The 25,101-nt window shown below is 55.9% G+C and carries 26 protein-coding genes and 1 riboswitch; of the genes, 16 read left to right on the top strand and 10 right to left on the bottom strand.

What is annotated here, in order from left to right; all coding sequences use genetic code 11:
• Nucleotides 1–62: 62 nt before the first annotated feature.
• Nucleotides 63–737, bottom strand: a complete 675-nt coding sequence (locus CLV80_RS10685) for an energy-coupling factor ABC transporter permease (protein ID WP_106357916.1) — start codon at nt 735–737, stop codon at nt 63–65.
• 36 nt (nt 738–773) lie between these two features.
• A riboswitch (cobalamin riboswitch) is annotated at nt 774–992 on the bottom strand.
• 201 nt (nt 993–1,193) lie between these two features.
• Between CLV80_RS10685 and smc the strand changes: the two genes are divergently transcribed.
• A complete protein-coding gene (gene smc / locus CLV80_RS10680) occupies nt 1,194–4,649 on the top strand; it encodes a chromosome segregation protein SMC (RefSeq protein ID WP_106357915.1) in 3,456 nt (1,151 codons plus the stop codon).
• A 52-nt stretch (nt 4,650–4,701) separates the two neighbouring features.
• Here the strand turns inward: smc and CLV80_RS10675 are convergent, their stop codons facing one another.
• The 7 genes from CLV80_RS10675 to CLV80_RS10645 form a co-directional block, all read right to left on the bottom strand.
• Nucleotides 4,702–5,865, bottom strand: coding sequence for a dipeptidase (locus tag CLV80_RS10675; protein WP_106357914.1), 1,164 nt, complete (start codon nt 5,863–5,865; stop codon nt 4,702–4,704).
• A 10-nt stretch (nt 5,866–5,875) separates the two neighbouring features.
• Nucleotides 5,876–7,039 carry a lytic murein transglycosylase gene (locus CLV80_RS10670; protein ID WP_106357913.1) on the bottom strand — a complete coding sequence of 388 codons (1,164 nt, stop codon included), beginning with the start codon at nt 7,037–7,039 and terminating at the stop codon, nt 5,876–5,878.
• A gap of 59 nt (nt 7,040–7,098) precedes the next feature.
• Nucleotides 7,099–7,683, bottom strand: a complete 585-nt coding sequence (locus CLV80_RS10665; protein ID WP_106357912.1) for a DedA family protein — start codon at nt 7,681–7,683, stop codon at nt 7,099–7,101.
• Entirely contained in the window at nt 7,676–8,041 is a 366-nt protein-coding gene (locus tag CLV80_RS10660; protein WP_106357911.1) for a hypothetical protein, read from the bottom strand. The genes CLV80_RS10665 and CLV80_RS10660 overlap by 8 nt, the downstream gene beginning before the upstream one ends.
• A 62-nt stretch (nt 8,042–8,103) precedes the next feature.
• Nucleotides 8,104–9,000 (bottom strand): adenosylcobinamide-phosphate synthase CbiB, encoded by an 897-nt coding sequence (cbiB, locus tag CLV80_RS10655; protein WP_106357910.1) that lies wholly within the window; start codon nt 8,998–9,000, stop codon nt 8,104–8,106.
• Nucleotides 8,997–9,932 (bottom strand): threonine-phosphate decarboxylase, encoded by a 936-nt coding sequence (locus CLV80_RS10650; protein ID WP_106357909.1) that lies wholly within the window; start codon nt 9,930–9,932, stop codon nt 8,997–8,999. Before CLV80_RS10650 ends, cbiB begins: the two co-directional genes overlap by 4 nt.
• Nucleotides 9,929–10,303, bottom strand: a complete 375-nt coding sequence (locus tag CLV80_RS10645; protein ID WP_106357908.1) for a DUF1636 family protein — start codon at nt 10,301–10,303, stop codon at nt 9,929–9,931. Before CLV80_RS10645 ends, CLV80_RS10650 begins: the two co-directional genes overlap by 4 nt.
• Before the next feature lie 208 nt (nt 10,304–10,511).
• On the opposite strand from CLV80_RS10645, the gene CLV80_RS10640 reads away from it, so the two are divergent.
• Entirely contained in the window at nt 10,512–10,892 is a 381-nt protein-coding gene (locus CLV80_RS10640) for a response regulator (protein WP_106357907.1), read from the top strand.
• Here CLV80_RS10640 and CLV80_RS10635 read toward each other — a convergent pair.
• On the bottom strand, nt 10,867–11,841 hold the full coding sequence (locus CLV80_RS10635; protein ID WP_106357906.1) for a glutathione S-transferase family protein: 975 nt from the start codon (nt 11,839–11,841) through the stop codon (nt 10,867–10,869). The two genes, CLV80_RS10640 and CLV80_RS10635, sit on opposite strands and share 26 nt — an antisense overlap.
• Nucleotides 11,842–11,890: 49 nt before the next feature.
• On the opposite strand from CLV80_RS10635, the gene CLV80_RS10630 reads away from it, so the two are divergent.
• The 10 genes from CLV80_RS10630 (at nt 11,891) to CLV80_RS10585 (ending at nt 21,332) form a co-directional block, all read left to right on the top strand.
• On the top strand, nt 11,891–12,790 hold the full coding sequence (locus tag CLV80_RS10630; protein ID WP_311135526.1) for an HAD-IIB family hydrolase: 900 nt from the start codon (nt 11,891–11,893) through the stop codon (nt 12,788–12,790).
• Between the two features lie 16 nt (nt 12,791–12,806).
• Nucleotides 12,807–14,027 (top strand): glycosyltransferase family protein, encoded by a 1,221-nt coding sequence (locus CLV80_RS10625; RefSeq protein ID WP_106357905.1) that lies wholly within the window; start codon nt 12,807–12,809, stop codon nt 14,025–14,027.
• Nucleotides 14,028–14,231: 204 nt separating this feature from the next.
• Nucleotides 14,232–14,453 (top strand): DUF6732 family protein, encoded by a 222-nt coding sequence (locus tag CLV80_RS10620; protein WP_106357904.1) that lies wholly within the window; start codon nt 14,232–14,234, stop codon nt 14,451–14,453.
• Nucleotides 14,450–15,685, top strand: coding sequence for a sirohydrochlorin chelatase (locus CLV80_RS10615; protein WP_106357903.1), 1,236 nt, complete (start codon nt 14,450–14,452; stop codon nt 15,683–15,685). The genes CLV80_RS10620 and CLV80_RS10615 overlap by 4 nt, the downstream gene beginning before the upstream one ends.
• Nucleotides 15,686–15,750: 65 nt before the next feature.
• Nucleotides 15,751–16,386 carry a precorrin-8X methylmutase gene (locus CLV80_RS10610; protein WP_207766559.1) on the top strand — a complete coding sequence of 212 codons (636 nt, stop codon included), beginning with the start codon at nt 15,751–15,753 and terminating at the stop codon, nt 16,384–16,386.
• Nucleotides 16,379–17,581: a precorrin-6y C5,15-methyltransferase (decarboxylating) subunit CbiE gene (cbiE, locus tag CLV80_RS10605; protein WP_106357901.1), complete on the top strand. Its 1,203-nt coding sequence runs from the start codon at nt 16,379–16,381 to the stop codon at nt 17,579–17,581. Before CLV80_RS10610 ends, cbiE begins: the two co-directional genes overlap by 8 nt.
• Nucleotides 17,578–18,279 (top strand): precorrin-2 C(20)-methyltransferase, encoded by a 702-nt coding sequence (cobI, locus tag CLV80_RS10600; RefSeq protein WP_106357900.1) that lies wholly within the window; start codon nt 17,578–17,580, stop codon nt 18,277–18,279. The genes cbiE and cobI overlap by 4 nt, the downstream gene beginning before the upstream one ends.
• Nucleotides 18,270–20,075: a precorrin-3B C(17)-methyltransferase gene (gene cobJ, locus CLV80_RS10595; protein WP_106357899.1), complete on the top strand. Its 1,806-nt coding sequence runs from the start codon at nt 18,270–18,272 to the stop codon at nt 20,073–20,075. The genes cobI and cobJ overlap by 10 nt, the downstream gene beginning before the upstream one ends.
• 52 nt (nt 20,076–20,127) lie before the next feature.
• Nucleotides 20,128–20,895, top strand: coding sequence for a precorrin-4 C(11)-methyltransferase (cobM, locus tag CLV80_RS10590; protein WP_106357898.1), 768 nt, complete (start codon nt 20,128–20,130; stop codon nt 20,893–20,895).
• Nucleotides 20,896–20,984: 89 nt separating this feature from the next.
• The gene (locus tag CLV80_RS10585; protein WP_106357897.1) at nt 20,985–21,332 is read left to right on the top strand and encodes a hypothetical protein; all 348 of its coding nucleotides are present in this window, start codon (nt 20,985–20,987) and stop codon (nt 21,330–21,332) included.
• 7 nt (nt 21,333–21,339) lie between these two features.
• Here CLV80_RS10585 and CLV80_RS10580 read toward each other — a convergent pair whose 3' ends face one another.
• The gene (locus CLV80_RS10580; RefSeq protein WP_106357896.1) at nt 21,340–22,509 is read right to left on the bottom strand and encodes a MalY/PatB family protein; all 1,170 of its coding nucleotides are present in this window, start codon (nt 22,507–22,509) and stop codon (nt 21,340–21,342) included.
• 111 nt (nt 22,510–22,620) lie between these two features.
• On the opposite strand from CLV80_RS10580, the gene def (CLV80_RS10575) reads away from it, so the two are divergent.
• From def (CLV80_RS10575) to fmt, 4 genes are all read left to right on the top strand, one after another.
• A complete protein-coding gene (gene def / locus CLV80_RS10575; protein ID WP_106357895.1) occupies nt 22,621–23,142 on the top strand; it encodes a peptide deformylase in 522 nt (173 codons plus the stop codon).
• A 4-nt stretch (nt 23,143–23,146) separates the two neighbouring features.
• Entirely contained in the window at nt 23,147–23,608 is a 462-nt protein-coding gene (gene def / locus CLV80_RS10570) for a peptide deformylase (RefSeq protein ID WP_106357894.1), read from the top strand.
• The gene (gene def / locus CLV80_RS10565) at nt 23,605–24,105 is read left to right on the top strand and encodes a peptide deformylase (RefSeq protein WP_106357893.1); all 501 of its coding nucleotides are present in this window, start codon (nt 23,605–23,607) and stop codon (nt 24,103–24,105) included. Before def (CLV80_RS10570) ends, def (CLV80_RS10565) begins: the two co-directional genes overlap by 4 nt.
• A 70-nt stretch (nt 24,106–24,175) precedes the next feature.
• Nucleotides 24,176–25,075 (top strand): methionyl-tRNA formyltransferase, encoded by a 900-nt coding sequence (fmt, locus tag CLV80_RS10560; RefSeq protein ID WP_106357892.1) that lies wholly within the window; start codon nt 24,176–24,178, stop codon nt 25,073–25,075.
• Nucleotides 25,076–25,101: the final 26 nt, after the last annotated feature.

Raw genomic sequence — 25,101 nt, 5'->3', positions numbered from 1 at the left:
ATGTTTCCAAACGGAATGACGGCCCCAAGGGACCGTCATACAACATGTTTTGTTTGGCGCGCTTAAGCGGCGTAGAGGCGTGGTGTGACCAGACCGCTGTTTTCAAGGCCGCGCATTGCTTTTGCGCCAGCAAGAACTGCCAGATCAACAAGTGGCTCTAGCAGTAGAACTGTCATGTAAGCCGCACCGAATGTACCAACAGAAGCGATGTTTTCTGCGCCGAAACCTTGGCCGTAGAATGCCCAGAATGCGACCCAAGCAACGATACCACCTTGGTAAGTCGCGGACATTGCAAGCGCTTGTTTGTAGCTAAGGTCAACGTAAGCTGTGCCCTTGGCGATGACGTTTTTGGTCAGCGCGTGTAGGCCAAACAGTGGGACCAGCAGTGTTGTCAGGTTCATACCGTACTGCGGCAGGTCGAAAGGCGAAAGCAATGTACCTTGGATCAGCAGGCCAGCGGCAAGGCCGATAGCAGCGGGCGCAGTGCCCAGCATCAATAGCAGGGTTGACCCCATGATCAGGTGTACTTCGGATACGCCGACGGACATGTGTGGCAGAAGCTCAAAGAAAACCAACACGGCAAGTGTCGCCATCGTGGCACGTGCGATCAATGAGACTGCGCCGCGATCACGCAGGCTTTCCCAGATCAGTTTCGCGGAATAAGCAGTTGCGCCAGCAGCAGTGGCGTATGAAAGCGCGATTTTTGCGCCTGTGACGATTCCTGGTTCGATATGCATTTTTCTATCCTTGTTTCACCGTCATCCCCGACGGCCGTTACGACATTTTGCATGGCTGGTCTCCTGGCTTGCGGGTCGCGGTACCTTGTTTACCTTCCCAGGTTTCCCCAGTGGCGTCGTTAACAAGGCACTCACCGCATACAGTCGCGGGGGCGGCTGTGGCATCGGGCCTCCTGTTAGGATCGGCCTTTCCACATTCCCATTTCATCCCCAGATGCTTGGCATCAGCGGGGAACCGTGCGCTGTTGTTGTGCGCTGTCGGGTATGGCCACGTCAAGGAAGAATACGACATTTGCGGGCCAAAGCGCGGCGTCAGTTGGTTAAGTTGGTACGGATGCCGCAATATCTTGTGGATAACTGGGCGGAACACAGCACATGCTGCGTCTGCGACGTTGACAGGTTGCCGCATCGGGGGACATGGTTTTGGTTACGAAGGAATCATGAGGTCCGAAACCCTTGCGTTTTAGCAAACTGCGTCTGAATGGCTTTAAAAGCTTTGTTGACCCTACAGATCTGATCATCGCTGATGGTTTGACAGGTGTTGTGGGGCCAAACGGCTGTGGTAAATCCAATTTGCTAGAAGCCCTGCGCTGGGTGATGGGCGAGAATCGTGCGAAATCCATGCGCGGTAGCGGCATGGAAGACGTGATCTTTGCTGGGGCGTCGACACGTCCTGCCCGTAACTTTGCCGAAGTGTCATTGATTATCGACAATGGTGAACGTCTGGCGCCCGCGTCATTTAACGACAACGACCAGCTAGAGGTGATCCGCCGCATTACGCGTGACGCGGGGTCTGCCTATAAGGTTGGTGCAAAAGACGTCCGTGCGCGTGACGTGCAAATGCTGTTTGCTGATGCTTCGACCGGGGCGCATTCGCCTGCGTTGGTCCGGCAGGGCATGATTTCTGAACTGATTAACGCGAAGCCAAAGGCTCGTCGCCGCATCCTAGAAGAAGCTGCTGGTATTTCTGGTCTGTATCAGCGCCGTCACGAGGCGGAATTGAAGCTGAGAGGTGCGGAGACCAATCTGACGCGCGTCGATGATGTGATTGAACAGCTAGCCGCGCAATTGGGGCAGTTGGCCCGGCAAGCACGGCAAGCTGCCCGCTATCGCGAAATTGGTGATAATCTGCGCCGTGCCGAAGGCATGTTGTTGTTTCGTCGTTGGAAAGAAGCGGACGAGGCGATGCTTGCCGCGTCAGAACAACTACGCGAACGGACAACTGCTGCCGCCCAAGCCGAGAAGACAGCGCGCGAGGCTGCAAAGTCACGCGCGGAATATGAAGATGCCCTGCCGCCACTGCGCGAGGAAGAGGCGATTGCGTCAGCTGTGTTGCAGCGTTTGCAGGTCCAGCGGGATACGTTGAAAGACCAAGAAGATCGTGCACTTGAAATGATCGAGACCTTGCGGTCACGCATCGATCAACTTGGCCGGGATATGGAGCGCGAAGGTGGTTTAAACAAAGACGCTGGCGAGACAATTGAGCGGCTCGAATGGGAAGCCCGTGAGATTGCCAAGGCCGGTGAAGGGCATGATGATCGACTAGAAGAAGCACAAGACGCGGCTCGCGAAGCTGCAAGTGTGCTGGAAGAACGGGAGGCCGATCTTGCGCAGCTGACCGAAGATGTTGCCCGGCTTGCCGCTCGTCACCAATCGGCGCAGCGTTTGGTGGCTGACAACCGTACCACCATGGAAAAGAACGAGGCCGAAGCGGAGCGGGCCAAGTCCGCTATGCAAGAGGCTGCGACCGCGCTGGCCAAGGCTGAAGAAGATTTCGCCAGCGCAGGTGAGGCAGAAGCGGCTGCCGTGGCTGCGGCAGAGGCTGCAGATATTGCGCTGTCAGAGGCCGAAGAGGCGCGTGCGGAAACCCAGACTCGAGAAAGCGACGCACGGGCGTTGCGATCAGAGGCCGAAGGCGAGGCAAACGCCTTACGTGCAGAGGTGGCCGCGCTAGCCAAACTCGTCGAGCGTGACACCGCCGAAGGTGGGCAGGTTCTTGACCTGCTACGCGTGCAAGGTGGCTATGAAAAGGCGCTAGGTGCTGCGCTGGCTGATGATCTGCGTGCGCCAGAGATTGGGGCAGATGCGAAGTCCGGCTGGGCGTTGCTGCCGGGATATAATACGCCGCAAACGCTACCCGAGGGAGTAAAGGCACTTACGAACTATGTCGGTGTGCCAGAGGTGTTGGCCCGTCGTATGAGCCAAGTCGGTTTTATCGACGCCGTCGATGGCCCACGACTGCAAGCAGAGCTGAAGCCGGGTCAGCGCCTCGTTTCCGTTGAGGGCGATTTATGGCGTTGGGACGGGTTCCGTGCCGGTGCGGAGGATGCGCCGTCGGCCGCAGCTTTGCGTCTGCAACAGCTGAACCGCCTCACAGAGCTAAAGCGTGATCTGGAAGAGGCGTCTGCCACAGCAGTTGGCGCGGCGCAGGCCCACGACACCCTGACGATGCTGTTGAAGCAGCAGACCGAAGCGGACCATGCTGCGCGTAATGCACGCCGTGATGCTGATCGGATGGTTGCAGAAGCAAACCGTGCGGCTAGCCGCGCAGAGGCCGACCGGAACCTGAGCCAAGGCAAGCAAGAAAGCCTTGGGCTTGCGCTCAAGCGCCACGAAGAAGAAGCGATGAGCGCGCGCAATGCGTTGGCAGAGGCAGAAGCAGCGGCGAACGCGCTGGGCAATCTGGATGACGCACGTGCCGCTGTTGAAGACGTGAAAATGACTGTCGAAGCGGCCCGTATCACGATGATGTCGCATCGTTCGGCCCATGACGAAGTGCGGCGCGAAGGCGAAAGCCGTCTGAAACGCTCGCAGCAAATTACCAAAGAAGTCAGCGGCTGGAAACACCGCCTTGAGACAGCGAATAAGCGTACCGCTGAATTGGCAGAGCGCAAGGCGATGTCAGAAGCTGAGCTGGAAGAAGCAACCGCCGCACCCGAAGAAATTGCCGCCAAACGGTCAGAATTGGCAGACGCCATTGATGAGGCCGAAGAGCGTCGGAAAGAAGCGTCCGATAAGCTGGCAGAGGCTGATGCCGCGCTGCGCGAGGCGGGCCATCAAGAACGCGATGCCGAGCGTTTAGCATCAGAAGCGCGCGAGGCGCGTGCGCGCTCAGAAGCCCGTTCGGATGCGGCCCGTGAAACGGTGTCCTATACTGCAGAACGCATCATGGAAGCGCAAGAAGTCACGCCCGATAAGTTGCTTGAGACGCTTGAAATGGCGGTCGAAGATATGCCTGCATCCGATGTGGTCGAGACGCAGGTCAACGCGCTGAAACGCCAGCGTGACAGCCTTGGTGCTGTAAACTTGCGCGCCGAAGAAGACGCAAAAGAGGTGCAAGTCGAACACGACGGATTGGTCACGGAAAAGGCTGATCTTGAGGAGGCGATTGCAGCACTACGTTCCGGGATTGCCAGCCTGAACAAAGAGGGTCGTGAACGCCTGCTGACGGCGTTTGAACAGGTAAACGAGAACTTTGGTTTGCTGTTCACCCACTTGTTTGGCGGTGGTGAAGCCAAGCTGGTGTTGGTCGAGTCCGATGACCCGCTTGAGGCTGGTTTGGAGATCATGTGTCAGCCTCCGGGCAAAAAGCTGAGCACTTTGTCATTGTTGTCGGGTGGCGAGCAAACCCTGACGGCGCTGGCGCTGATCTTTGCGGTGTTCCTTGCAAACCCGGCCCCAATCTGTGTGTTGGACGAGGTCGACGCGCCGCTAGACGACGCCAACGTCACGCGTTTCTGTGACCTGCTGGACGAGATGTGCCGCCGGACCGACACGCGATTCCTGATCATCACGCACCATGCCGTCACGATGAGCCGGATGGACCGATTGTTTGGTGTCACAATGGGCGAACAAGGCGTATCGCAGCTTGTGTCAGTTGACCTGAAAAAGGCGGCTGCAATGGTGGCGTGATGCTTGGCATCGCTGTTGCTGCGCAATGCGCCCGGCCCGCCATCCCACAAGTTTAAGGCAGCCGTTCGCGTAGTACCCTGACCATGTTGCCGCCCATGACCTTGCCGATTGTCTCGTCGCTTAACCCCGTGTCCAGTAGGGCTTGGGTCAGTGCGGCGAGTTCGGAGGCGTCGAAGCTGGTTGCGACCGATCCGTCGAAGTCAGAGCCTAACGATACATGGTCATCGCCGAGCAATTCCACAGCCGCTTTGATCGTCGCGGCGATCCCGGCTGGGCTGTCGTCACAGGTCACGTCTGCCCAATAGCCGATAGCGATGACACCTCCGGTGGCCGCTATGTCTTGCATCAGGTCATCGGTGAAGTTCCGTTTGACGGGGCAGACAGAATGGATACCGGTGTGGCTGACGACCAAGGGGATGTCAGTCATGGCTAGGACATCGCGAGCGACTTGGGGCGATGAATGGGCAAGGTCGAGGATTAAGTTGCGTGCGGCGACTTCGCTGACTACCTGCCGACCGAAGTCGGTTAGCCCATGATCACCAGTGCCGTGGAGTGATCCACCCAGTTCATTATCGAAAAAGTGTTGGAGGGCGATCATACGGTGACCAGCGGCTTCGATCTTATCGAGGTTGGCGATATCACCTTCTAGAGGATGTGAACCTTCGATCCCGAGTAATCCGCCGACTACCTGTTGTCCGTTGGCACGGTCTGCAAGCAGCTGTTCTAGATCGGCGCGTGTTTTGATAACACGGAGACGACCGTCTGAGGCATCGGCATAGGAATGTAGCCGTTTCGCCTGATAAAGTGCGCGTTCAAGCAGGCTGTTCCATGTGCGTGGTGGCCAGAGTTGACCAACCGCAAGCGGGGTGATGTTGTCGAACGCGTCTGCCGAATTTTCGTGATAGTTCTGTCCCGCTGGGCTTTTCGTGACGGCGGTGAACATTTGCAGGGTGGCGTTGCCTTCGATCAGGCGGGGGAGGTCGACTTGGCCGCGGTTGGCACGGTTGAGCAGGCTGCGTTGCCAGAGCAAAGTATCAGCGTGCCAATCACCGATGATGAGACGATTGTGCAGTGCTTGGGCCTGAGGGGTGACGGGATAGGGCTCGTGATCCGCGACAGCGTTGCGTCCCTTTTCGACATAGCCGGGCCCTAAAGTTAGAAAGGCCACAACTCCGATGAGGAGCAAGACAAACACGGCTTTTAGAAAACGGCGCATCCGCTGCCCCCTAGAGCTGATTGAGAAGATCAAGCGTTGGCCATGCGTCCGCAGGCATTCCTAAACGCTGCTGTTCTGCCTGAACTGCGGCACGGGTCATTGCGCCTAAAATTCCGTCGATTCCGCCGACATCGTATCCACGCGTTGTTAGCTTTTGTTGAAGCTGTTGCATTTGCGGGCCGGTAAGAGGGGCAGATGGATTGCCTGCATCATAAGGTGATGCTCCGGAGAGGCGGCTCGCGAAATAGGCGGCTGTCGTTACATAGACAAAGCTTTTGTTCCACTCGAAATAGACGTCAAAGTTTGGGTAAGCGAGGAATGCTGGCCCGTTGCGGCCCATAGGAAGAAGAACAGAGGCTTGCAAGTTCGACGGCCCAAGCGACCCTTGGCGTGCGGTGATGCCAGCATTCGCCCAATCGCGAACCCGGTTTTTGTGATTTAACCCAGTTTGTGACCAATCAAGGTTGGCGGGTACATTGATTTCTTGCAGCCACGGTTCGTTGGGCCGCCAGCCAAGCGAGGACAGAACATTCGCACCTGACATCAGTGCATCGGGTGCAGATGTTTTTAGCGTAACATGCCCATCACCGTCGCCGTCCATGCCGCGTTCGATGATATCAAGCGGCAGCATTTGAACCTGCCCAATTTCGCCAGCCCAAGCGCCTGTCGTATTGTTGGGGTCCATGTCACCCCGCTGAAACATCTCCATCGCGGCAATAAGTTGTGGGCGGAACAGTTCTGGGCGGCGGCAATCATGCGCAAGGGTTAACAGCGCATTTCGCGTGTTAAAGTTGCCTTGCACTTGGCCATAGTCGGTTTCAAACGCCCAAAATGCCAAAAGCACGCCGCGTGGAATGCCGAAGCGGGATTCGATCGTGTCAAAAGTGCTGTCATATCGCTGCCCATAGACCCGCCCGTTGTCGATCCGGTTTTGTGAGATGAGCGCACGTGAAAAGCTGATAAAGTCTTTCTGAAAGACACCTTGTGAGCGGTCCGCATTTAAGACGCTTTGTTCGATTCGCGCGCCTTGGAAAAAGCGATCAGCGTTGGCTGCGGAAATGCCTTCTGCGCGTGCCTCTGCTTTGACCCCTTCGATAAAGCTATTTACAGGACCTCCGCAGGTTTCTGCGGTTGCTGTGCTGGCGATAAGGCAAAGGGCAAGGGCGAGGCGCATGGTGGGTCTCCTATTGGTTGTGGGCACGTTATCAGGCGGTCGTTAAGGTGCAAGCCTTGTCACTGTTTGGAGCGCAATAGGAAAAAGCTTGCCGCGATAGCGAGGCTGATCGCGGTCAATAGCCATGCCCAATCGGCGACGAGGGTCGTCAAGGCGTCAAGGTTGGCCGCAAAGTAATAGCCGAGCATGACATAGCCGACGACCCAGATCGCTTCGCCTAATGCATCCCAGATGATAAAACGCCAGGGATTAAGCCGCGCCGCGCCAGCTGCAAAGTTGACCCACGGCCCCAATGGCGCTGCCGCCCATGTGCTAAAGAAAACGCCAGTACTGCCCCAGCGATCAACGACCTGTTGCGCGCGTGCGAATAGCGCAGCCCTATTGGGGCGCGTGGCAAGGAATTTATCCAACCATTTACCGCCCAGCCTCCCCAGCTGAAACCCAGTTTGATCACCGGCCAACGCGGTAACATAGGCGACCGTCAGGACTTGCCATAGAACCAGATCCCCCGCAGCGGCAAAAGCACCGCCTGATAACATGACGGCAAATGTGGGCACCGGAACCGCAAGGCAAGAAAAGTAAGCCGAGGCTGCGATGATGACGAGCCCCCAAGTGGCGACAAGCCCAAAGAAGAAATCAATCACGCTTGCGTTCCTTAAAATCGGCAATTGATGCTTCTAAGGCGATGATAAGTGTTTCCACATCGGTGTCGTGCGCGTCCGCAAGGTCATAAAGTGTGGTTTTTTGATGCATTAGGTCTTCGCCAGGTGCAATTGTATCTTCTATTACGCGAGGTGGTACGTGTTGGGACATGGCGATGTAACGTGGAGACATCCAACCTTCGATTTGTTCAGGCGGCGCATTATACCAAGCACGTGAAGAGCTCGCAGCGCGAATGCCGAAAATGATGGTAGCGACAACGGCCACCACAATAAGCACCAAGGCAAGCCGTCGTAGCAGGCGGAGGTGCCGATCAGATATTTTGTGTTTACGATCTGGCATCTGCTTGGACTCCGGTTTGAGTGCTGTATACGGGGTGGTGGATTAAAATCCACCCTACGCCATCAGATTATAAAGATCACCGAAGCGAGGCATAGACCCAATGCCCATGTTTTCCAAAGTGCATAGACGGCTTGATCAACATGGATGGGCGTTAGATCACGTTCGCCGTCTCCGTTTACATAAGGGAAGTCATGCATTTGCCCATCATAGCTGCGCGGTCCGCTTAATGCGATGTCTAGCCCATGAGCCATGGCTGCTTCGGGCCAACCTGCGTTGGGTGATCTGTGGCGCGGGGCCTCTTGTAGGATTGGCTGAATGTGAGGGCGCTTCGTCACAGCCCAAATGAGCAACGCAGTCAGGCGTGCGGGGATCAAATTCAGCAAATCGTCCAATCTGGCTGCTGCCCAACCAAATTGTTCGTGTCGTTCAGTGCGATAGCCAATCATACTGTCGGCCGTGTTTATGATTTTATAGATGAGTAAGCCCGGAAGTCCGCCGATGGCGAACCAAAACGCGGGGGCGATGACGCCGTCTGACAGGTTCTCGGCGGCGCTTTCGATTGCGGATCGTGCGACTGCAGCTTGGCCCATGTTTCTTGTATCGCGTCCTACAATCATTGCCACTGCCATGCGACCATCCCCAACCGATAGGCGCAACGCGTCGCCCACCGCCCGGACATGCTGGACGAGTGATCTTTGTGCCAAGAGCACTGCGATGATTACGACGTCGACAACGGCGGTGGGGATGGATTTCAGCGCCCAGCCCAAAAGACCAGCCAACAGGCACAAGCCCATGACAACGGCTGCACCTTTTACGCGTTTGTTATCGCCTGTGTTGAATGCTTTGTCACACCAACCGATCAACCGTCCCATCAGTATTGCGGGATGTGGAACCCGTGACCAAAGCAATCGCGGTTCGCCGATCGCAGCATCAAGCAACATACCAAAGACAAGTATCAAAACGCGGATTCCAATTGTGCCCAGCGGTGAGTGGCGGGCAAACCTAGCCTAAGCCAATCGGGTGCGTACGGAAAACTGCGCGACCAAACGTGGTTTTGGGCAAGCTGATGTTGGGTCGCTGTTGCACCTTGTACTTTGTACAATCTGAACAACGTTGTTCCCCCGATCAATTCAGCACCCTGTCCCGTGATGAGCGCATCAAGCCGTGCGGAATCTGCCGTTAATCGTGCGCGTGTTTGGTTCGCCCACGCCGGATCAGAGAGCGCGGCCGCCCCAATCGTGAGCGCGGGCCCCGAAATCTGCCATGGTCCAAGTAAATCGGTTAGTTTTGCGATAATGGTAGGGTCGCCAATCGCAAACCCAAGCCGCACCCCGGCAAGCCCCCAGAATTTGCCAAAGCTTTTCAGAACTACGGTGCCGGGACGGCTGGCTAAATGGATAAGCGATTGATCTGGGGCAACGTCGCCAAAGCTTTCGTCGATGATCGTGAAGGGCGTGTCTAAGTCAGAGGCTTTCCAGATGCGTCCGTCGGGGTTGTTGGGATGTACGACAACCATTGCATCTTGGGGGGTGTCGCTGAAGTTCCACCCAGCCGCCTGAAACGCGGCACCATGTTCGTTGTAGGTTGGGCCAGGAATATGCACGCAGGCAGAGGCAACCGTATGTGGTAACGCGGCAATTATCGCAGAGGCGCCGGTTGCACCAATGATCGCAACGTCCTTTGGGATATTCCAAAAGCTACGTGCGAAATCGTATAGTCGCGCAAATGCGGCTTGGTCCGGGAGAGCGGTCCAAGTGTCGTTTGAAAACGCTGGAAGCGGATAAGGCATTGGGTTGATGCCCGTCGATAGGTCCAGCCAGTCGGACCGGGTGCCGCCGTAAGTCGTAATTGCAGCATCAAGCCCGCCGCCGTGGTCGCGTTTTTGGGTCATTCTGTATCAGGGAGCGGCGGGTGACGGGTTATGAAATGACCTTTCACCGCTTGCGGCCAGTCGCGGTAGGGCACCTGTCCTGTTTCGCTTTTGCTGTGGGATATTGCGTAAGCTACGATGCCTGACGCAGCTTCTGTTGTGGCTTCGAAATCACCCAATGTATAGTTCAGTTTGTCGTTGCCTTGGATCACGATGTTACAGCCGCGTTTGCACCCCATCAGGCAGGATACGCGACGCGTTTTAACCCCTGAAAGCCCAGTCGCAGCGGCTTCGATCAGGTAGGCAAGCGATTCACCATCGGTTTGGGACATATCGCCAGCATCCCAGCCTTCGCGTTTGCAGGTGTCGCAGATCGTGATCCAAGTTGTCATAAGTCGTGCCTGTTGTTAGTATTGCGGCATTTCAAGCGGATTTTTGCCAGAACCACAAGGATTACAAATCTTACCTGTCTTTTGGTACAGGGTGAATTGAATCATTAACTATTCATTAGGGGTTTAGACAGACTTGTGATTAAGCGAGGTTCAATTTTCGAACACTTTTCGCGCTGAAGCGATATTATAGCCAATAATCGGAGCAAAAATGCACGTCTTGATCGTCCAGAGTAACGTAAACCTAGGCCAGCTGTGGAGGCGGCATCTAGAGCGTTTACGGGCGAGGGTGACCTTAGTGCAGACTGGTAAAGAGGCGCTTGACGCGCTGGAAACAGATCATTTTGCAGTTATTGTGCTTGATTTGGTCCTGAGCGAGGGAAGTGCGCTCGCGGTTGCAGATGTTGCCCAGTACCGACAGCCAGATGCGAACGTTGTGTTCGTCACAGACACAACGTTCTTTTCTGATGGATCAATTTTCAACCACAGTGCCAACGCCCGCGCATTTATCGAAAGCGCGACACCGCCCAAAGACTTAGCCGCGATCGTCGAACACTATGGACAGCCTAACCCCGCTCGTGCGGAGCGTTAAAATCAATCTGCGGATTGATTGGAATGATCCGATTTAGGTTAATCGTATCGTGGCTATAATGGTAGTGCCTTACGATATGATCCATGTTGACGGTGTCAGCGACACCGGGCCACTGGTATAGTTCCCGCGTAAAGCCCATCAGATTTGGATAATCGGCGATCCGCTTGCGGTTACATTTAAAGTGCAGGTGATAGACATTGTCGAACCGGATAAGCGTTGTCCAAAGACGCCAGTCGGCTTCGGTGATGGTGTCCCCCATCAGATACCGGTTTTCGCCAAGCCGTTGCTCCAGCCAATCCAGACTATCAAATAGTGGATATACGCTGTCTTCATAGGCTGACTGGGTTGTCGCGAACCCTGCTTTGTAAACGCCATTGTTGACTGTGTCATAGATACGTTCGTTTACGGTTTCGATATCGTTGCGCATGTGTATTGGCCAATAGTCATCTGTATTGCCCGTCAGGTCATTAAAGGCGCTGTTGAACATCCGAATAATTTCAGCTGATTCATTGGACACGATCGTTTGCCGTTTTTTGTCCCACAAGATCGGAACGGTGACCCGTCCCGATATGTTTGGGTCAGCTTTGATATAGATATCGCGGGCGAAGGATGATCCGAACAGGTTATCCCCTGTGGCACCTTCGAAGTCGGTCGCAAAAGTCCAACCATCCGAAAGCATGTCAGGATGTACGACCGATACGTCGATATGATCCGTCAAATCTTTCAGCGCTCGGAAGATAAGTGTGCGGTGTGCCCAAGGGCAAGCATAGGACACATACAGATGGTATCTGCCGCTTTCTGCTTCGAAGCCACCCATCCCAGATGGACCCGCGCTGCCATCTGCAGTGATCCAATTGCGAAATCCAGTGGTGGAACGAACGAACTTTCCGCCAGATTTTTTGGTATCGTACCATGCGTCATCCCAGACACCGTCGATCAACTGACCCATTTTGGTCTCCTTTAATTTGCTTGGTGCTTAGTTAGCCTATGTTCAAATTATGACAAATACCGTTGCGGGCGCAGTTGTCGTGCGTGCGTGCACAGAGTGGAAATGCTGCGCCTGCGAAAAGAATTTCGTGCAAAGGGTTGCATCCCGCCGTCCGACATATGAACCTGCGATTATGAATGCATGTAATTCTCTTGTCGTTTTCTCTGATCTCGATGGGACGCTATTAGATCATCACACTTATTCTTGGTCCGCTGCGTGGCCTGCGCTGGATTTATTGCGCCGGATCAATGCACCCCTAGTTCTTTCAAGTAGTAAAACAGCTGTTGAGATCGCTGAAATTCAAGCTGATCTTGGGATTGTGGGAACACCCGCCATTGTCGAAAACGGTGCCGGACTGTTGACGGATCAACCTGATGACGCCGGCACATACGCGCAGCTTTTGGATGTTCTGAATGGCCTACCTGATGATTTGCGTCAGGGGTTCGAAGGTTTTGGCGATATGGATGTTGAGCGAGTATCCGAAATAACTGGGCTTGATGCAGCGGGTGCAAAGGCTGCCAAGGCACGTGCGTTTTCTGAACCGGGTCTTTGGTCCGGGACGGATGACGGCCGGGTGAAATTCATCGCGGGGCTTGCCGCGCGCGGTGTGTCTGCACGTGAAGGCGGTCGTTTTTTGACGCTGTCCTTTGGTGCAACAAAGGCCGACGGCATGGCGCAGATCGTTGCCCGCCTCAAACCGCATCATACCATTGCGCTGGGCGATGCGCCTAATGATGTTGAAATGCTAAATGCCGCTGATTTTGGCGTGATCGTCGCCAATCCAACCCGCCAGCCGCTACCCCAATTGCCCGGCGAATCCACGGGGCGCATATTTCGCACCACACTGCCGGGGCCGGCCGGATGGAACGAAGCGGTCCTTAGATTGGTTGAACAACTAGGTCTACATTAAGAAAGAGAACAAGCTTATGGTCGATTTTCATCAGAACGGTAACATCGCAACGCTGCATAACTTGCGGACGCGGTCACACGAAGAAATGACTTATGAGCTAGAGACATTCGCGCAGTCGCGCAAAATGTCTCTGATCCTGCCTTGTCTCTATTCAGAGCTTGAGACCGACGCGATGCCAAACATCTTGGCCGAGCTGTCCAAAGTCACCTACTTACACCGGATCATTATTGGCCTTGATCGCGCAACCGAAGATCAGTTTCGCCACGCGAAAAAGTTCTTTGAGGGGCTAAACCAAAATCACGTGGTGATATGGAATGATAGTCCACGGATGAAGGCGCTAGAGGCGCGGTTAGACACGCTTGGCCTTGCCCCAACGGAACAGGGTAAAGGCAAAAATGTATGGTCGTCGCTTGGCTATCTGATCGGCTGTCAGGATAGCGCTGTGATGGCAATTCATGATTGCGATATTTTGACCTATACGAACGACATGCTGGCGCGGTTGGTCTATCCGGTCGCGAACCCGACTTTTCCGTATCAGGTCGCCAAGGGATATTATGCGCGGATTGGTAATGAGAAACTAAACGGCCGCGTGACGCGTCTACTGGTTAGCCCTTTGTTGATCGCGCTTAAGAGGGTGATTGGGGATCGCGATTACATCGACTACCTACGCAGCTTTCGCTATCCACTGTCAGGCGAATTCGCGATGCGTACCAACATCTTGCCAGACCTACGCATTCCATCAGACTGGGGGCTAGAGATCGGCGTGCTATCCGAAGCATGGCGTAACCTTGCGCCCAAAGCGGTCTGTCAGGTCGAGATTGCAGATGCATACGACCACAAGCATCAGGAACTAAGCCCCGAAGATGCAGCTGCAGGGTTGAACCGTATGTCCACTGACATCTGTAAGGCAATTTTACGAAAGCTTGCGGCAGATGGCACGATCTTTACGGGCAACGTATTCCGTACGCTCAAGGCGACCTATTACCGCAGCGCGCTGGATTTGTTGGATGCCTATTACAATGATGCACAGATGAACGGGCTGACAATTGACCGTCATTCCGAGGAACGATCGATCGAGCTGTTCGCTGAAAATATCATGCGAGCCGGGCAGTTTTTCTTGGAAAACCCGCATGAAACGCCTTTTATCCCGACCTGGAACCGGGTGCATTCGGCTGATCCCGATTTCCTACGCGACATGCAGGATGCGGTCGCTGCGGACACAGCAGATTATAAATGACGCCGCGGACTGATCATTAATCGCCGCTTATCTGTTTGCTCCGAAGCGGCTGGCGCTTTATACGAATCCTCAGACGAAGCCCCTTTCAGGGCCAGAACGGTTGGAGGCGCGGCGGTTGACCCAAAACGGGGACCAAAGCACCACGTCGTCGAATCCCGCGCAGCGCGTGGGACTTCTGGTCGTGAACCGAAACGGAGAGACCAGATGCGCGTATTACTCACACTGACCATGGTTATGACCGGTTCCGCCGCAGCCGCACATCCCGGCCATTGGGCCGAAGCTGCAGGCCACGATCACTGGATCGCTGGTGTTGCAATTGGTCTGGCTGGGTTGGCTGCAATTTGGGGCGCGCTAAAAGGTAAGAAAGCCGACGACGACTCTGAAGAAGCCGAAGATGAAGAAGAGATCGAAGGCGAAGCAGCATGAAAACGGGCGTTATGATCTGCGGTCACGGTTCGCGTAGCCAGTCCGCTGTCGATGAATTTGCGACTTTGGCGGAAAAGCTGCCTGCGTATCTGCCCGACGACTGGCTAACAGATTACGGCTATCTTGAATTTGCAAACCCGGTGATCCGCGACGGGCTGGACCGTTTGCGTGAAGCTGGGTGCGAACAGATTTTGGCCGTGCCGGGCATGCTGTTCGCCGCGATGCACGCCAAGAACGACATTCCCACTGTGTTGAATACATACGCGACCAAGCACGGCGTCAACGTGAGCTACGGTCGCGAATTGGGCGTTGATCCCAAGATGATCGCCGCTGCAGCTGGGCGTATCCAAGAGGCCGTCGATAAGGCGAATGCTGAACACGGTGCAATGCCACTTGCTGAGACATGTTTGGTTGTCATCGGTCGCGGTGCATCTGACCCTGATGCGAACGGTAACGTGTCCAAAGTGGCGCGTATGCTTCAAGAGGGCATGGGCTTTGGCTGGTGCGAGGTCGGGTATTCGGGCGTTACTTTCCCGCTGGTCGAACCTTGCCTACAGCACGTTGCGATGCTGCCCTACAAGCGTGTGATCGTGTTCCCATACTTCCTGTTCTCGGGCATCCTGATCGACCGTATCTACGGGTTCACCGATCAAGTCGCCGAAGAACACACTGGTATCCAGTTCATCAAAGCAGGCTACTTGGGGGATCACCCCAAAGTGCTGGAAACCTTTGCCGAACGGATCATGGAACAAAACAGTGATACCCCGCCGCCTAACTGCGGTATCTGCGGTTATCGTAGCCAAGTTCTGGCACTGGAAGACGGCCACACACACAGCATTAGTGTCGAAGAACGCAGCCATCCGGCCTTTGGCGCGGTGCCGCCGCCGACCTGCGTGCTATGTAAATACAGGACACAAGTCCTTGGGTTCGAAGCTGAGGTCGGTGCCGTTCAAGAAAGCCACCACCACCACGTCGAAGGGCAGGGTGCCAATGCGCCCGGTTCCAATGTCGAAGACTGTCAAATGTGCGATAAGTTCTGCACGGGTATGTGCCGTTTGGACATGGGCCACCACCACCATCACCACCATGATGATCACCATCATCACGATCATGACCATGGTCATGGGCACCACCATCATCATGACCACGACCATGATCACCACCACGCGCCTTATCCACATGCTGACCACCCGCATGGGCCAGAAAGTGCGCGAAAAATGCGGAAAAACTGACCGCGCTCTGGTCAAAATACTCCGGCCAGAGGCTCTGGCCTATCCACGATAATGAAAGCCTGATTTTGCGTCCCTACGAAAAAGACCCAAGCGCCATCTACGCGCAAAGCTTTGCGACTGTCCGTGCCGAGGCACGGCTAGAACGCTTTGCCCCTGACATGCGCCCGCTGATTACGCGCGTTATTCACGCGTGCGGTATGGTCGAAGTTGCCGATCGGCTGGCGTTTTCGCCCAACGCCTATGCCGCTGGACACGCGGCATTGCAGGCGGGTGCGCCAATCCTTTGCGATTGTGAAATGGTTGGGGCAGGTATTATCCGGCGGTATCTGCCTGCCGACAACAAAGTCATCGTGACGTTGAATGATGCAACCGTTCCTGCACGCGCCGCTGAAATCGGGAACACCCGGTCAGCCGCCGCAATTGAACTGTGGAAGGATCACTTGGAGGGGGCGGTTGTTGCCGTTGGGAATGCACCGACAGCGTTGTTTCACTTGCTTGAACTGATTGATGCGGGCGGGCCGAAACCTGCCGTTATCCTTGGCTTTCCAGTCGGGTTCGTCGGCGCGGCCGAGAGCAAAGCAGAGCTGGCCGCCAATCCACGCGGCTGTGAGTTCGTCGCATTACGTGGGCGGCGCGGCGGGTCGGCGATTGCGTCAGCCGCAGTAAATGCATTGGCAGCGGGGTTGCCAGAAGATGTCTGATCCTTGGCTACACATTGTTGGTATTGGCGAAGATGGGCTTGATGGGCTTGTCCCGGCGACCCGCGCCGTAATCGAGGCCGCGGAGGTTATCATCGGCGGTGAGCGTCACCATTCGCTTGCGGGGAACGTAAATGCTGAACGGCTTGCGTGGCCGTCGCCATTCGACGCTATGGTTGAAACGATAAAAACGCTGCGTGGTCGCCGCGCGGTGATTTTGGTTACAGGCGACCCGCTTTGGTTTTCGGTAGGTGCGCGTATTGGCCGTGCTATTGATCCGTCCGAAATCATTTATCACCCGCAGCTTTCAGCATTTCAGTTGGCAGCCGCGCGGATGGGATGGTCTTTGCCGGATGTCGAAACACTGACTGTGCATGGCCGCCCTGTTGAGCAGATGATTGCTTTTATCCAGCCCGACGCACGGCTTTTGGTGCTGACAACAGGTGCCGAAACGCCGGGACAAATTGCACGGTTTTTGGCTGACCGGGGTTTTGGTAAATCACGTATGACAGTGCTTGCCGCGATGGGCGGCAAGGACGAGGCGCGCTTTGATGGCGTTGCAGAAGACTGGGATCACGTTGTTCCCGCTTTCAACACACTCGCAGTGGAATGTGTCGCCGCACCCGATGCCGCGCTTTTGCCGCGTGTTCCGGGCCTTGCGGACAACCTGTTTCAATCTGACGGCACCATGACCAAGCAAGAGGTCCGCGCAGCGACTGTCGCTAAGTTAATGCCGATGCGTGGTGCGCTGTTGTGGGACATCGGCTGTGGTTGTGGATCAGTCGCGATCGAATGGATGCGTGCCGCACGTTACGCCCGGGCTATCGGGATTGAACCTCGCGCAGATCGCCGGGCGATGGCAGCCGCAAACGCGCTGGCCTTGGGTGCGCCAAAGCTATCTATCGTTGAAGGCACCGTACCAGAAGCACTGGATGGTCTAGAAGCCCCCGACGCGATCTTTATCGGTGGCGGATTAAGCCGCCCAACGTTCGAGGCAGCGTGGGCTGCCTTGCGTCCGCTGGGTCGTTTGGTCGCGAATGCTGTTACGTTAGAAAGCGAAGCCGAATTGATCGCGTTGCATAAAGAGTACGGTGGTGATCTCGTGAAAATCTCGACCCACCGGGCTGAACCTGTTGGTCGTTTGACAGGATGGCGCCCCGCGATGCCAGTCACGCAGTGGAGCCTTGTGAAGCGATGACCGGTGTTTTGTACGGTGTGGGGCTTGGCCCCGGTGCGCCTGATTTGATCACGCTACGCGCTGCGCGTTTGATCGAAGACGCAAAGGTCGTTGCCTATCCATCTTTGGCTGGCGGTGACAGTTTCGCCCGTGCAATTGCCGCTGATCTGATAGCGTCAGACGCGCAGGAAATTGTCATGGATGTTCCGATGACAGTTGAACGTGCACCGGCGCAGGCGGCCTATGATACAGGTGCCGCGCAAATAGCGGCGGCGCTGGATGCGGGACGTGATGTCGTTTGCCTATGCGAAGGTGATCCGTTCTTTTACGGGTCTTTCATGTATCTCTATGCCCGCCTATCCGACAAGTATCAGGTCGAGATCGTGCCAGGTGTGACCTCTATCACCGCTTGTGCAGCGCGTGCCGGAATGCCGCTGGCTGCACGTAATGAACGGCTGACTGTACTGCCGGGGCCATTGCCCGAGGGTGAATTGCGCACGCGTATCGAAGGTGCGGAAAGCGTGGTGATCATGAAGGTTGGTCGCCATCTTGCTAAAATTCGTGCTGTGATCGATGACCTTGGTCTGACTGACTCGGCGATGTATGTCGAACGCGCGACACTTCCCCAAGAGGTCGTGTTGCCGTTAGCGGAGGCCCCAGAAAAGGCTCCGTATTTTTCAATGATTTTGCTGACAAAGGGGGCCGATCCATGGCTTTGAAACCTGTAGTTTTGGCGTTGTCCCGGTCAGGAGAGGCAACTGCCCATCGCGTTGCCGCTGCAATTGGCGCACAAGTGCATGGCCGCGACGGCCGTGTTGAAAAGGCTGATGCCTTTTTCCCGAATGCACTGGATCACGCGCGCGATTTATTCGCGGCGGGTGTACCCATTGTGGGGGTCTGTGCATCAGGTATTCTGATCCGCGCCGTTGCGCCGTTGCTGGCAGATAAAACAACAGAGCCACCTGTTGTGTCGGTGTCCGATGATGGTGGCGTTGTTGTTCCCCTATTAGGGGGGCATCGCGGTGCGAACCGTCTGGCGCGTCAGATTGCGGATGCTTTGGGCGGAGATGCGGCAGTCACCACTGCCGGTGATGTCGCAATCGGTGTGGCCTTGGATGAACCGCCTGCAGGGTATCGTTTGCACAATCCCGAAGATGCCAAAGGGGTTATGGCCGCTTTGCTGGCTGGCGGCGGCGTGACGTTCACAGATGAGGAACTGTTTGATGTCACATTGCCCGAAGGTGGGGATGTTGAAATCCTTGTGACCGAGGCCGCGAGCGAAGGAAACGCAAGCAAGCTTGTTTACCATCCGCAGCGTTTTACGCTTGGTCTTGGCTGTGCGCGCAATGCAGATACCGAAGAAATGTGGGAACATGTCCAAGGTGCGCTGCATGCTGCTGATGTGGCACCCGGTGCTGTGGCCTGTGTGGCGTCAATTGACCTTAAGGCTGATGAGCCTGCGATTATCGCTGTTGCGGCACGTTTGGGTGTGCCTTTGCGGGTGTTCACAGCGGCTGAACTTGAGGCAGAGGCTGGCCGTTTGGCGAACCCATCTGAAGTGGTCTTTGCCGAGGTTGGCTGCCACGGCGTCTCTGAAGGGGCGGCACTTGCTGCGGCAGGTTCTGATGCGGAGCTGTCTGTTGCGAAAAGCAAAACCGCAAATACGACCTGCGCTTTGGCACGGTCGGATGACCCCGTCGTAAACATGCGGGGCCGCGCACGTGGAACGCTTTCGATTGTGGGGATTGGACCGGGGCAGGCGACTTGGCGCACGCCAGAGGTTTCGAAGCTTGTGTCCGAGGCGGAAGAACTGGTCGGTTACGGTCTTTATATTGATCTGCTTGGACCACTCGCAATTGGCAAAGAACGGTCTGATTTTCCGCTGGGCGGCGAAGAAGACCGTTGCCGTTATGCGTTAGAGCAAGCGGGCAAAGGTAAGAACGTCGCCTTGGTTTGTTCGGGCGATGCCGGGATTTATGCGATGGGTGCTCTGGTGTTCGAATTGCTAGATCGCGGCCCAGATCAGATGGGTGTTTCGGACGCAGCCCGCCGGGTAGAAGTGATTTGTTCCCCCGGTGTCAGCGCATTGCAAGGTGCCGCCGCACGTGCAGGCGCGCCTCTTGGGCATGACTTCTGCGCGATTTCGCTGTCAGATCTGCTGACCCCGCGCGAAGACATCGTTAAGCGTTTGAATGCTGCGGCTGAGGGTGATTTTGTGATTGCCTTCTATAATCCGGTGTCGATGCGCCGCCGGACGTTATTGGCCGAGGCGCGTGATATTTTGTTGCAGCACCGCCCTGCTGATACGCCCGTGATGCTCGCGTCATCACTTGGCCGACCAGAGGAACATGTGCGTTATCGTCGTTTGGATGAATTGCAGGTGGATGAGGTCGATATGCTGACCGTTGTGTTGGTGGGATCGTCACATTCACGTCTGGCGCAGTTGGGAACGGGCCCTCGTATGTACACACCGCGTGGCTATGCCCGTAAAATTGATGGGGATCTGGCTGGGTGACGCGCTTTCGCTAATACGAAAGACGCCCCACCCGCCATCCCAAGGAGACAAGATGACAGTATTTTTTATCGGCGCCGGTCCCGGTGATCCGGAGTTGTTGACGCTTAAGGCAGCACGACTGATCGGTGAATGCCCGGTCTGTCTATATGCGGGGTCTTTGGTGCCCGAGGCCGTTGTGGCCTGTGCACCTGACGATGCGCATGTGATGGACACCGCCCCAATGACGCTGGATGAAACCCATGCTGAAATTCTGGCGGCCCATGCAAAGGGGTTAAACGTTGCGCGTGTGCATTCGGGCGATCCATCGCTATACGGTGCGATTGCAGAGCAAATACGCCGGCTAAAGGCTGATGGAATTGACTATCAGATTGTTCCCGGTGTGCCTGCCTATGCCGCCGCTGCCGCGGCGCTGGGGACAGAGCTAACCGTGCCAGAGGTAGCGCAGTCTATCATCCTGACGCGCATGTCGATGAAATCGACAGGCATGCCCGAAGGCGAGACTCTTGAAAACTTTGCCCGGACCGGTGCCACCTTGGCGATCCACCTTGGTATTCGTGCGTTACGTGAGATCGAGCGCCAGCTTGCGCCATACTATGGCGAGGACTGCCCTGTTGCGGTGGTATACCGTGTTGGCTGGCCGGATCAGTTGATTATTCGCGGCACGCTGATGAATGTCCGCGAAAAAGTGCGCGCTGCAAAAATCACGCGTACAGCACTGATTATGGTCGGTCCTGCGCTGTCGGATTCCAATGGTTTTCCGGATTCCGCGCTTTATGACGCGGCTAAACCGCATGTGCTGAGGCCCGTTCGAAAGGCGTAACTAATACCAATTTCCTACCTCTTGGGGAAATTCGTTACTTGATGTTTACAGTTCTGTGGGCATGCTAGTGCGTATTAGGAGGGGGAAGTATGTATGAGTTCTTGCCAGAGGCGGTGCGCCTAGGCTTGGAAGAAGCCCGTAAAGCTGCACTAAAACGAAAGGATCGTTTGTCGGTTCACGACGGCGATGACACGTATCGGATACGTCGGTTCTGGGATGGGGGATTCGCCCTAGACCTTGACGCGTCTGATCGTCTGCGCGGCCACGTCGATATTTATGATGGGCCAAAGCACCTTTATCAGTGTCTTGTCGTATCGTCAGTCGCTGAAGATAATGAACGCGTCTTTGAATTCAAATGGCTGCGCCCTGTGACGGACCGACCTGCTGCCGATTATGTCATGCCAGAGTTCGCCCCAGCAGGTCTGCTGGAGCGCTAAGGTATTCTTACTGAAGGTCGCTGAACGCCTTTTGCATCCGTGCGACGGCGTCTTCGATCTGTGCTTTGGGTGCACCTAGGTTGAACCGTAGGAAGTTCTCGCCGCCTGTCCCGAACGTCGGGCCATGATTGGCCGCGATCTTGGCGGTTTGTTCAACGCGGTTGGTGAATTCTTCGCGTGTCATACCTGTGCCCGAAAAATCGACCCACGCAAGATAGGTCGCCTCAAGCGGCATTGAGGAAAGGCCGGGGATCGCGTTAATCCCGGCGTCGAAAATCTTGCGGTTCTCGTTCAAATACTCGCGTAATTCATCGACCCAAGCAGCACCTTCGGGGGAATACGCAGCCGTCGCCATATGCAGGCCAAAGCTGTTTGCCGAAATTCCAAGTGCGGCCATCCGCCCACTGAATTTTGCGCGAAGATCTGGGTCTTCGATGATGACGTTGCCGGAATGGCTGCCCGCGATGTTGAACGTCTTGGTGGTAGCCGTCATCATCACGAGCCGATCAGTGATGCCGTCGATGTGGCGCATCGGGATGTGCGTCTGGCCGGGCATGGTTAGATCGTGGTGGATTTCGTCAGACACAAGGATCAGGTCGTGCCGTTTAGCAAATGCCGCGACGCTTTCTAATTCGGCCTTTGTCCAGACGCGCCCGCCGGGGTTATGTGGCGAACACAGGATAAGCATCCGTTCGTTGCCCAACATCTGCGCATCATAGGCGTCGAAGTCCATTTCATAGCGGCCATCGTTGTTGACCAATTCGCATTCAACAACTTGGCGGTTGGCAGCATGAATGACTCGTGCAAAGGCATGATAGACGGGCGTGAACAGCACGACGCCGTCGCCGGGTTGTGTAAACGCATCGATGCAAAGCGCGGTGCCATTCACCAGACCATGGGTGGTGAAAATCCACGACGGATCAATGGTCCAGCCGTGCCGTTCCTGCATCCACCACTGAATGGCCGCGCGGTATTTGCTTTCGTCACCAAAATATCCGTAGACGCCGTGATCGACCATGTCTTGGACGGCTTTTTTAATTGGGTCAGGCGCACGGAACTCCATATCTGCGACCCACATTGCAATACCTTCATCGGGGGAAACGCCATAGATGCCTTCCATCCCGTCCCATTTGACACAATGGGTGTTTCGGCGATCAACAGGGGTATCGAATGTCATGGGGCTCTCCTTGGCTGATTTGCGCAGGGTTGCGCAGATGAAGGGCCATGTGCAAGCGCGATATTGTACCCCCTTCTTGCGGTACACCGGGTTAGCGATTAGATCACCCGCATGGCTTTACGAAATATCCTTATTCACCCTGATCCTCGGCTCAAGAAGGTGACAGCACCCGTCGCATCGGTGTCGGACGACATCCGTCGTTTGGCTGATGACATGTTGGAAACGATGTATGATGCCCCCGGTATCGGGCTCGCGGCACCACAGGTTGCGCAGATGCTGCGCATGATTGTTATGGATTGCGAAAAAGACGAAGGCGCGACACCTGCGCCCATGGTCCTGATCAATCCGCAGGTCGTGTGGTCGTCGGATGAACGCAGCGTCTACGACGAAGGCTGTCTTTCGATCCCTGATCAATACGCCGAGGTCGAGCGCCCAGCAGAGGTCGAGGTCGAATGGCTGAACCTCGATGGTAAAACCCAGCGCGAAAAGTTCGACGGGTTGTGGGCGACATGCGTGCAGCATGAGATTGATCACTTGGATGGGAAGCTGTTCATTGATTACCTGAAGCCGCTTAAGCGCCAGATGATCACTCGCAAGATGCAAAAGCTGAAACGCGAAATGGCGCGGGGCTAGGGCGTTGGCCGTTCTGGACCTGCGTTTTGACGGTGACCCGGTGTTGCGCGAAGTTGCGACAGCGATCAACACCTTTGATGCAGCGTTGGCGCAATTGGCCGATGATATGTTGGAAACGATGTATGCCGCGCCCGGTCGCGGCTTGGCTGCGCCGCAGGTTGGGATTAGCCAGCGGATTTTCGTGACAGACGTCACGTGGAAAGACGCCGAGCCGGCACCGCTTGTCTTCGTGAACCCACAGATCATCGCACAGTCGGACGAAACGCAAACTGGGACCGAAGGGTGCCTGTCGATCCCTGACCGTAGCTTTGATGTGCCGCGCCCCGTCTGGGTCGAAATGCGCTGGCAGTCAGTAGATGGCGCCGAGCAATCTGCGCGGTTTGACGGCATGCAGGCGATTTGTGCCTGTCACGAACTGGATCACCTGAACGGCATTTTAATCACCGATACTGGGATAGAACTATGATGCACCGCCCTTATGTGATGTGGCCGCACGAGGCATTGCGCACGAAGGCCGCGCCAGTGACTGAGATCACAGACGAAACCCGCGCCATCTGGGATGAGATGATCGTTGCGATGGATACGATGCCCGGCGTCGGGTTGGCGGCACCTCAGCTTGGTATCGGGTTGGCATTGGCGGTTGTTGATGCGTCCGAGGGGCGTGGGCAGGCCGTGCGGATGGCGAACCCAGAAGTTCTTCACGCCAGTGTAGAGCCGCGCGTCCACGAAGAAGGCTCGCCAAATTTGCCGGGTGTTTGGGCTAAGGTCTCGCGTCCGCGTGCTGTGACCGTTCGGTTTTTGAACGAACAAGGCGTTCAGGAAGATCGCGATTTTGTTGGCCTTTGGGCAACCTCCGTCCAGCACCAGATTGACCATCTTGCGGGTAAGTTGTTCTTTGATCATCTGACAAAGATGAAGCGCGATATGCTGATTAAAAAGGCGCGCAAGCTGAACCGAGGTTAGGGGGCGATCAAATTTAGCTAAATTTGATCTGCGCGGTTGCGCGAAATTGAAAGTAAGGAAGAGGTTCAAGATGCGTGTCGTCTTTATGGGAACGCCCGATTTTTCGGTGCCAGTCTTGGATGCTTTGGTTGTTGCTGGGCACGACGTCGTGGCCGTTTATTGCCAGCCCCCTCGTCCAGCGGGGCGCGGCAAAAAAGACCGCCCAAGCCCTGTCCAGCAACGTGCAGAGGCATTGGGTCTGACTGTCCGATACCCGGTTTCGTTAAAGACACCCGATGCCCAACAAGAATTCGCAGCGCTAAATGCAGATATCGCGGTGGTCGTCGCTTACGGTCTGATCTTGCCTCAGGTCGTACTAGATGCACCTCGACACGGTTGCCTGAACATTCACGCGTCTTTGCTGCCTCGTTGGCGCGGTGCTGCGCCAATCCACCGTGCGATCATGGCAGGTGATGCAGAGACAGGTGTCTGCATCATGCAGATGGAGGCCGGGTTGGATACAGGCCCCGTATTGTTGCGTGAGGCCTTTGACATCGGTGCCGAAGAAACGACCGGAGAGTTACATGATCGCTTGTCTGCGTTGGGTGCCGATCTGATCGTGCAAGCGCTGGACCGATTGGATCAGCTTTCACCGCAGGTTCAGCCCGAGGACGGTGTGACCTATGCCGCCAAGATCGACAAAGCCGAAGCACGGGTGGATTGGACGCAGCCGGCTGAAGACGTCGACCGCCTAATCCGCGGCCTTTCGCCGTTTCCCGGCGCGTGGTGTGATGTTGCTGGCGAACGCGTTAAACTTCTTGCCAGCCGTACTGTCCCCGGCAATGCAGAACCGGGCACTGTTTTAGACGGCTTCATCATCGCTTGTGGGGTGGGCGCTGTTGAGATCACACGTGCGCAGCGACAGGGCAAAAAGGCAATGTCAGCCGAGGACGTGCTACGCGGTTTGGATTTAGGGACACGTTTGTACTGACCTGATTTTCGGGACTTGGTTTACCT

It is taken from the genome of Yoonia maritima, assembly GCF_003003285.1.
Lineage (GTDB): Bacteria > Pseudomonadota > Alphaproteobacteria > Rhodobacterales > Rhodobacteraceae > Yoonia > Yoonia maritima.
This window is presented reverse-complemented; position numbering and strand designations above follow the sequence as displayed.

Excerpts from the sequence above, each read along its gene's own strand:
- CLV80_RS10685 (WP_106357916.1), bottom strand. The coding sequence starts at position 737 with ATGCATATCGAACCAGGAATCGTCACAGGCGCAAAAATCGCGCTTTCA.
- CLV80_RS10675 (WP_106357914.1), bottom strand. The coding sequence starts at position 5,865 with ATGCGCCGTTTTCTAAAAGCCGTGTTTGTCTTGCTCCTCATCGGAGTT.
- CLV80_RS10670 (WP_106357913.1), bottom strand. The coding sequence starts at position 7,039 with ATGCGCCTCGCCCTTGCCCTTTGCCTTATCGCCAGCACAGCAACCGCA.
- CLV80_RS10660 (WP_106357911.1), bottom strand. The coding sequence starts at position 8,041 with ATGCCAGATCGTAAACACAAAATATCTGATCGGCACCTCCGCCTGCTA.
- CLV80_RS10650 (WP_106357909.1), bottom strand. The coding sequence starts at position 9,932 with ATGACCCAAAAACGCGACCACGGCGGCGGGCTTGATGCTGCAATTACG.
- CLV80_RS10645 (WP_106357908.1), bottom strand. The coding sequence starts at position 10,303 with ATGACAACTTGGATCACGATCTGCGACACCTGCAAACGCGAAGGCTGG.
- CLV80_RS10640 (WP_106357907.1), top strand. The coding sequence starts at position 10,512 with ATGCACGTCTTGATCGTCCAGAGTAACGTAAACCTAGGCCAGCTGTGG.
- CLV80_RS10635 (WP_106357906.1), bottom strand. The coding sequence starts at position 11,841 with ATGGGTCAGTTGATCGACGGTGTCTGGGATGACGCATGGTACGATACC.
- CLV80_RS10630 (WP_311135526.1), top strand. The coding sequence starts at position 11,891 with ATGACAAATACCGTTGCGGGCGCAGTTGTCGTGCGTGCGTGCACAGAG.
- CLV80_RS10625 (WP_106357905.1), top strand. The coding sequence starts at position 12,807 with ATGGTCGATTTTCATCAGAACGGTAACATCGCAACGCTGCATAACTTG.
- CLV80_RS10620 (WP_106357904.1), top strand. The coding sequence starts at position 14,232 with ATGCGCGTATTACTCACACTGACCATGGTTATGACCGGTTCCGCCGCA.
- CLV80_RS10615 (WP_106357903.1), top strand. The coding sequence starts at position 14,450 with ATGAAAACGGGCGTTATGATCTGCGGTCACGGTTCGCGTAGCCAGTCC.
- cbiE (WP_106357901.1), top strand. The coding sequence starts at position 16,379 with ATGTCTGATCCTTGGCTACACATTGTTGGTATTGGCGAAGATGGGCTT.
- cobI (WP_106357900.1), top strand. The coding sequence starts at position 17,578 with ATGACCGGTGTTTTGTACGGTGTGGGGCTTGGCCCCGGTGCGCCTGAT.
- cobJ (WP_106357899.1), top strand. The coding sequence starts at position 18,270 with ATGGCTTTGAAACCTGTAGTTTTGGCGTTGTCCCGGTCAGGAGAGGCA.
- cobM (WP_106357898.1), top strand. The coding sequence starts at position 20,128 with ATGACAGTATTTTTTATCGGCGCCGGTCCCGGTGATCCGGAGTTGTTG.
- CLV80_RS10585 (WP_106357897.1), top strand. The coding sequence starts at position 20,985 with ATGTATGAGTTCTTGCCAGAGGCGGTGCGCCTAGGCTTGGAAGAAGCC.
- CLV80_RS10580 (WP_106357896.1), bottom strand. The coding sequence starts at position 22,509 with ATGACATTCGATACCCCTGTTGATCGCCGAAACACCCATTGTGTCAAA.
- def (WP_106357895.1), top strand. The coding sequence starts at position 22,621 with ATGGCTTTACGAAATATCCTTATTCACCCTGATCCTCGGCTCAAGAAG.
- def (WP_106357893.1), top strand. The coding sequence starts at position 23,605 with ATGATGCACCGCCCTTATGTGATGTGGCCGCACGAGGCATTGCGCACG.
- fmt (WP_106357892.1), top strand. The coding sequence starts at position 24,176 with ATGCGTGTCGTCTTTATGGGAACGCCCGATTTTTCGGTGCCAGTCTTG.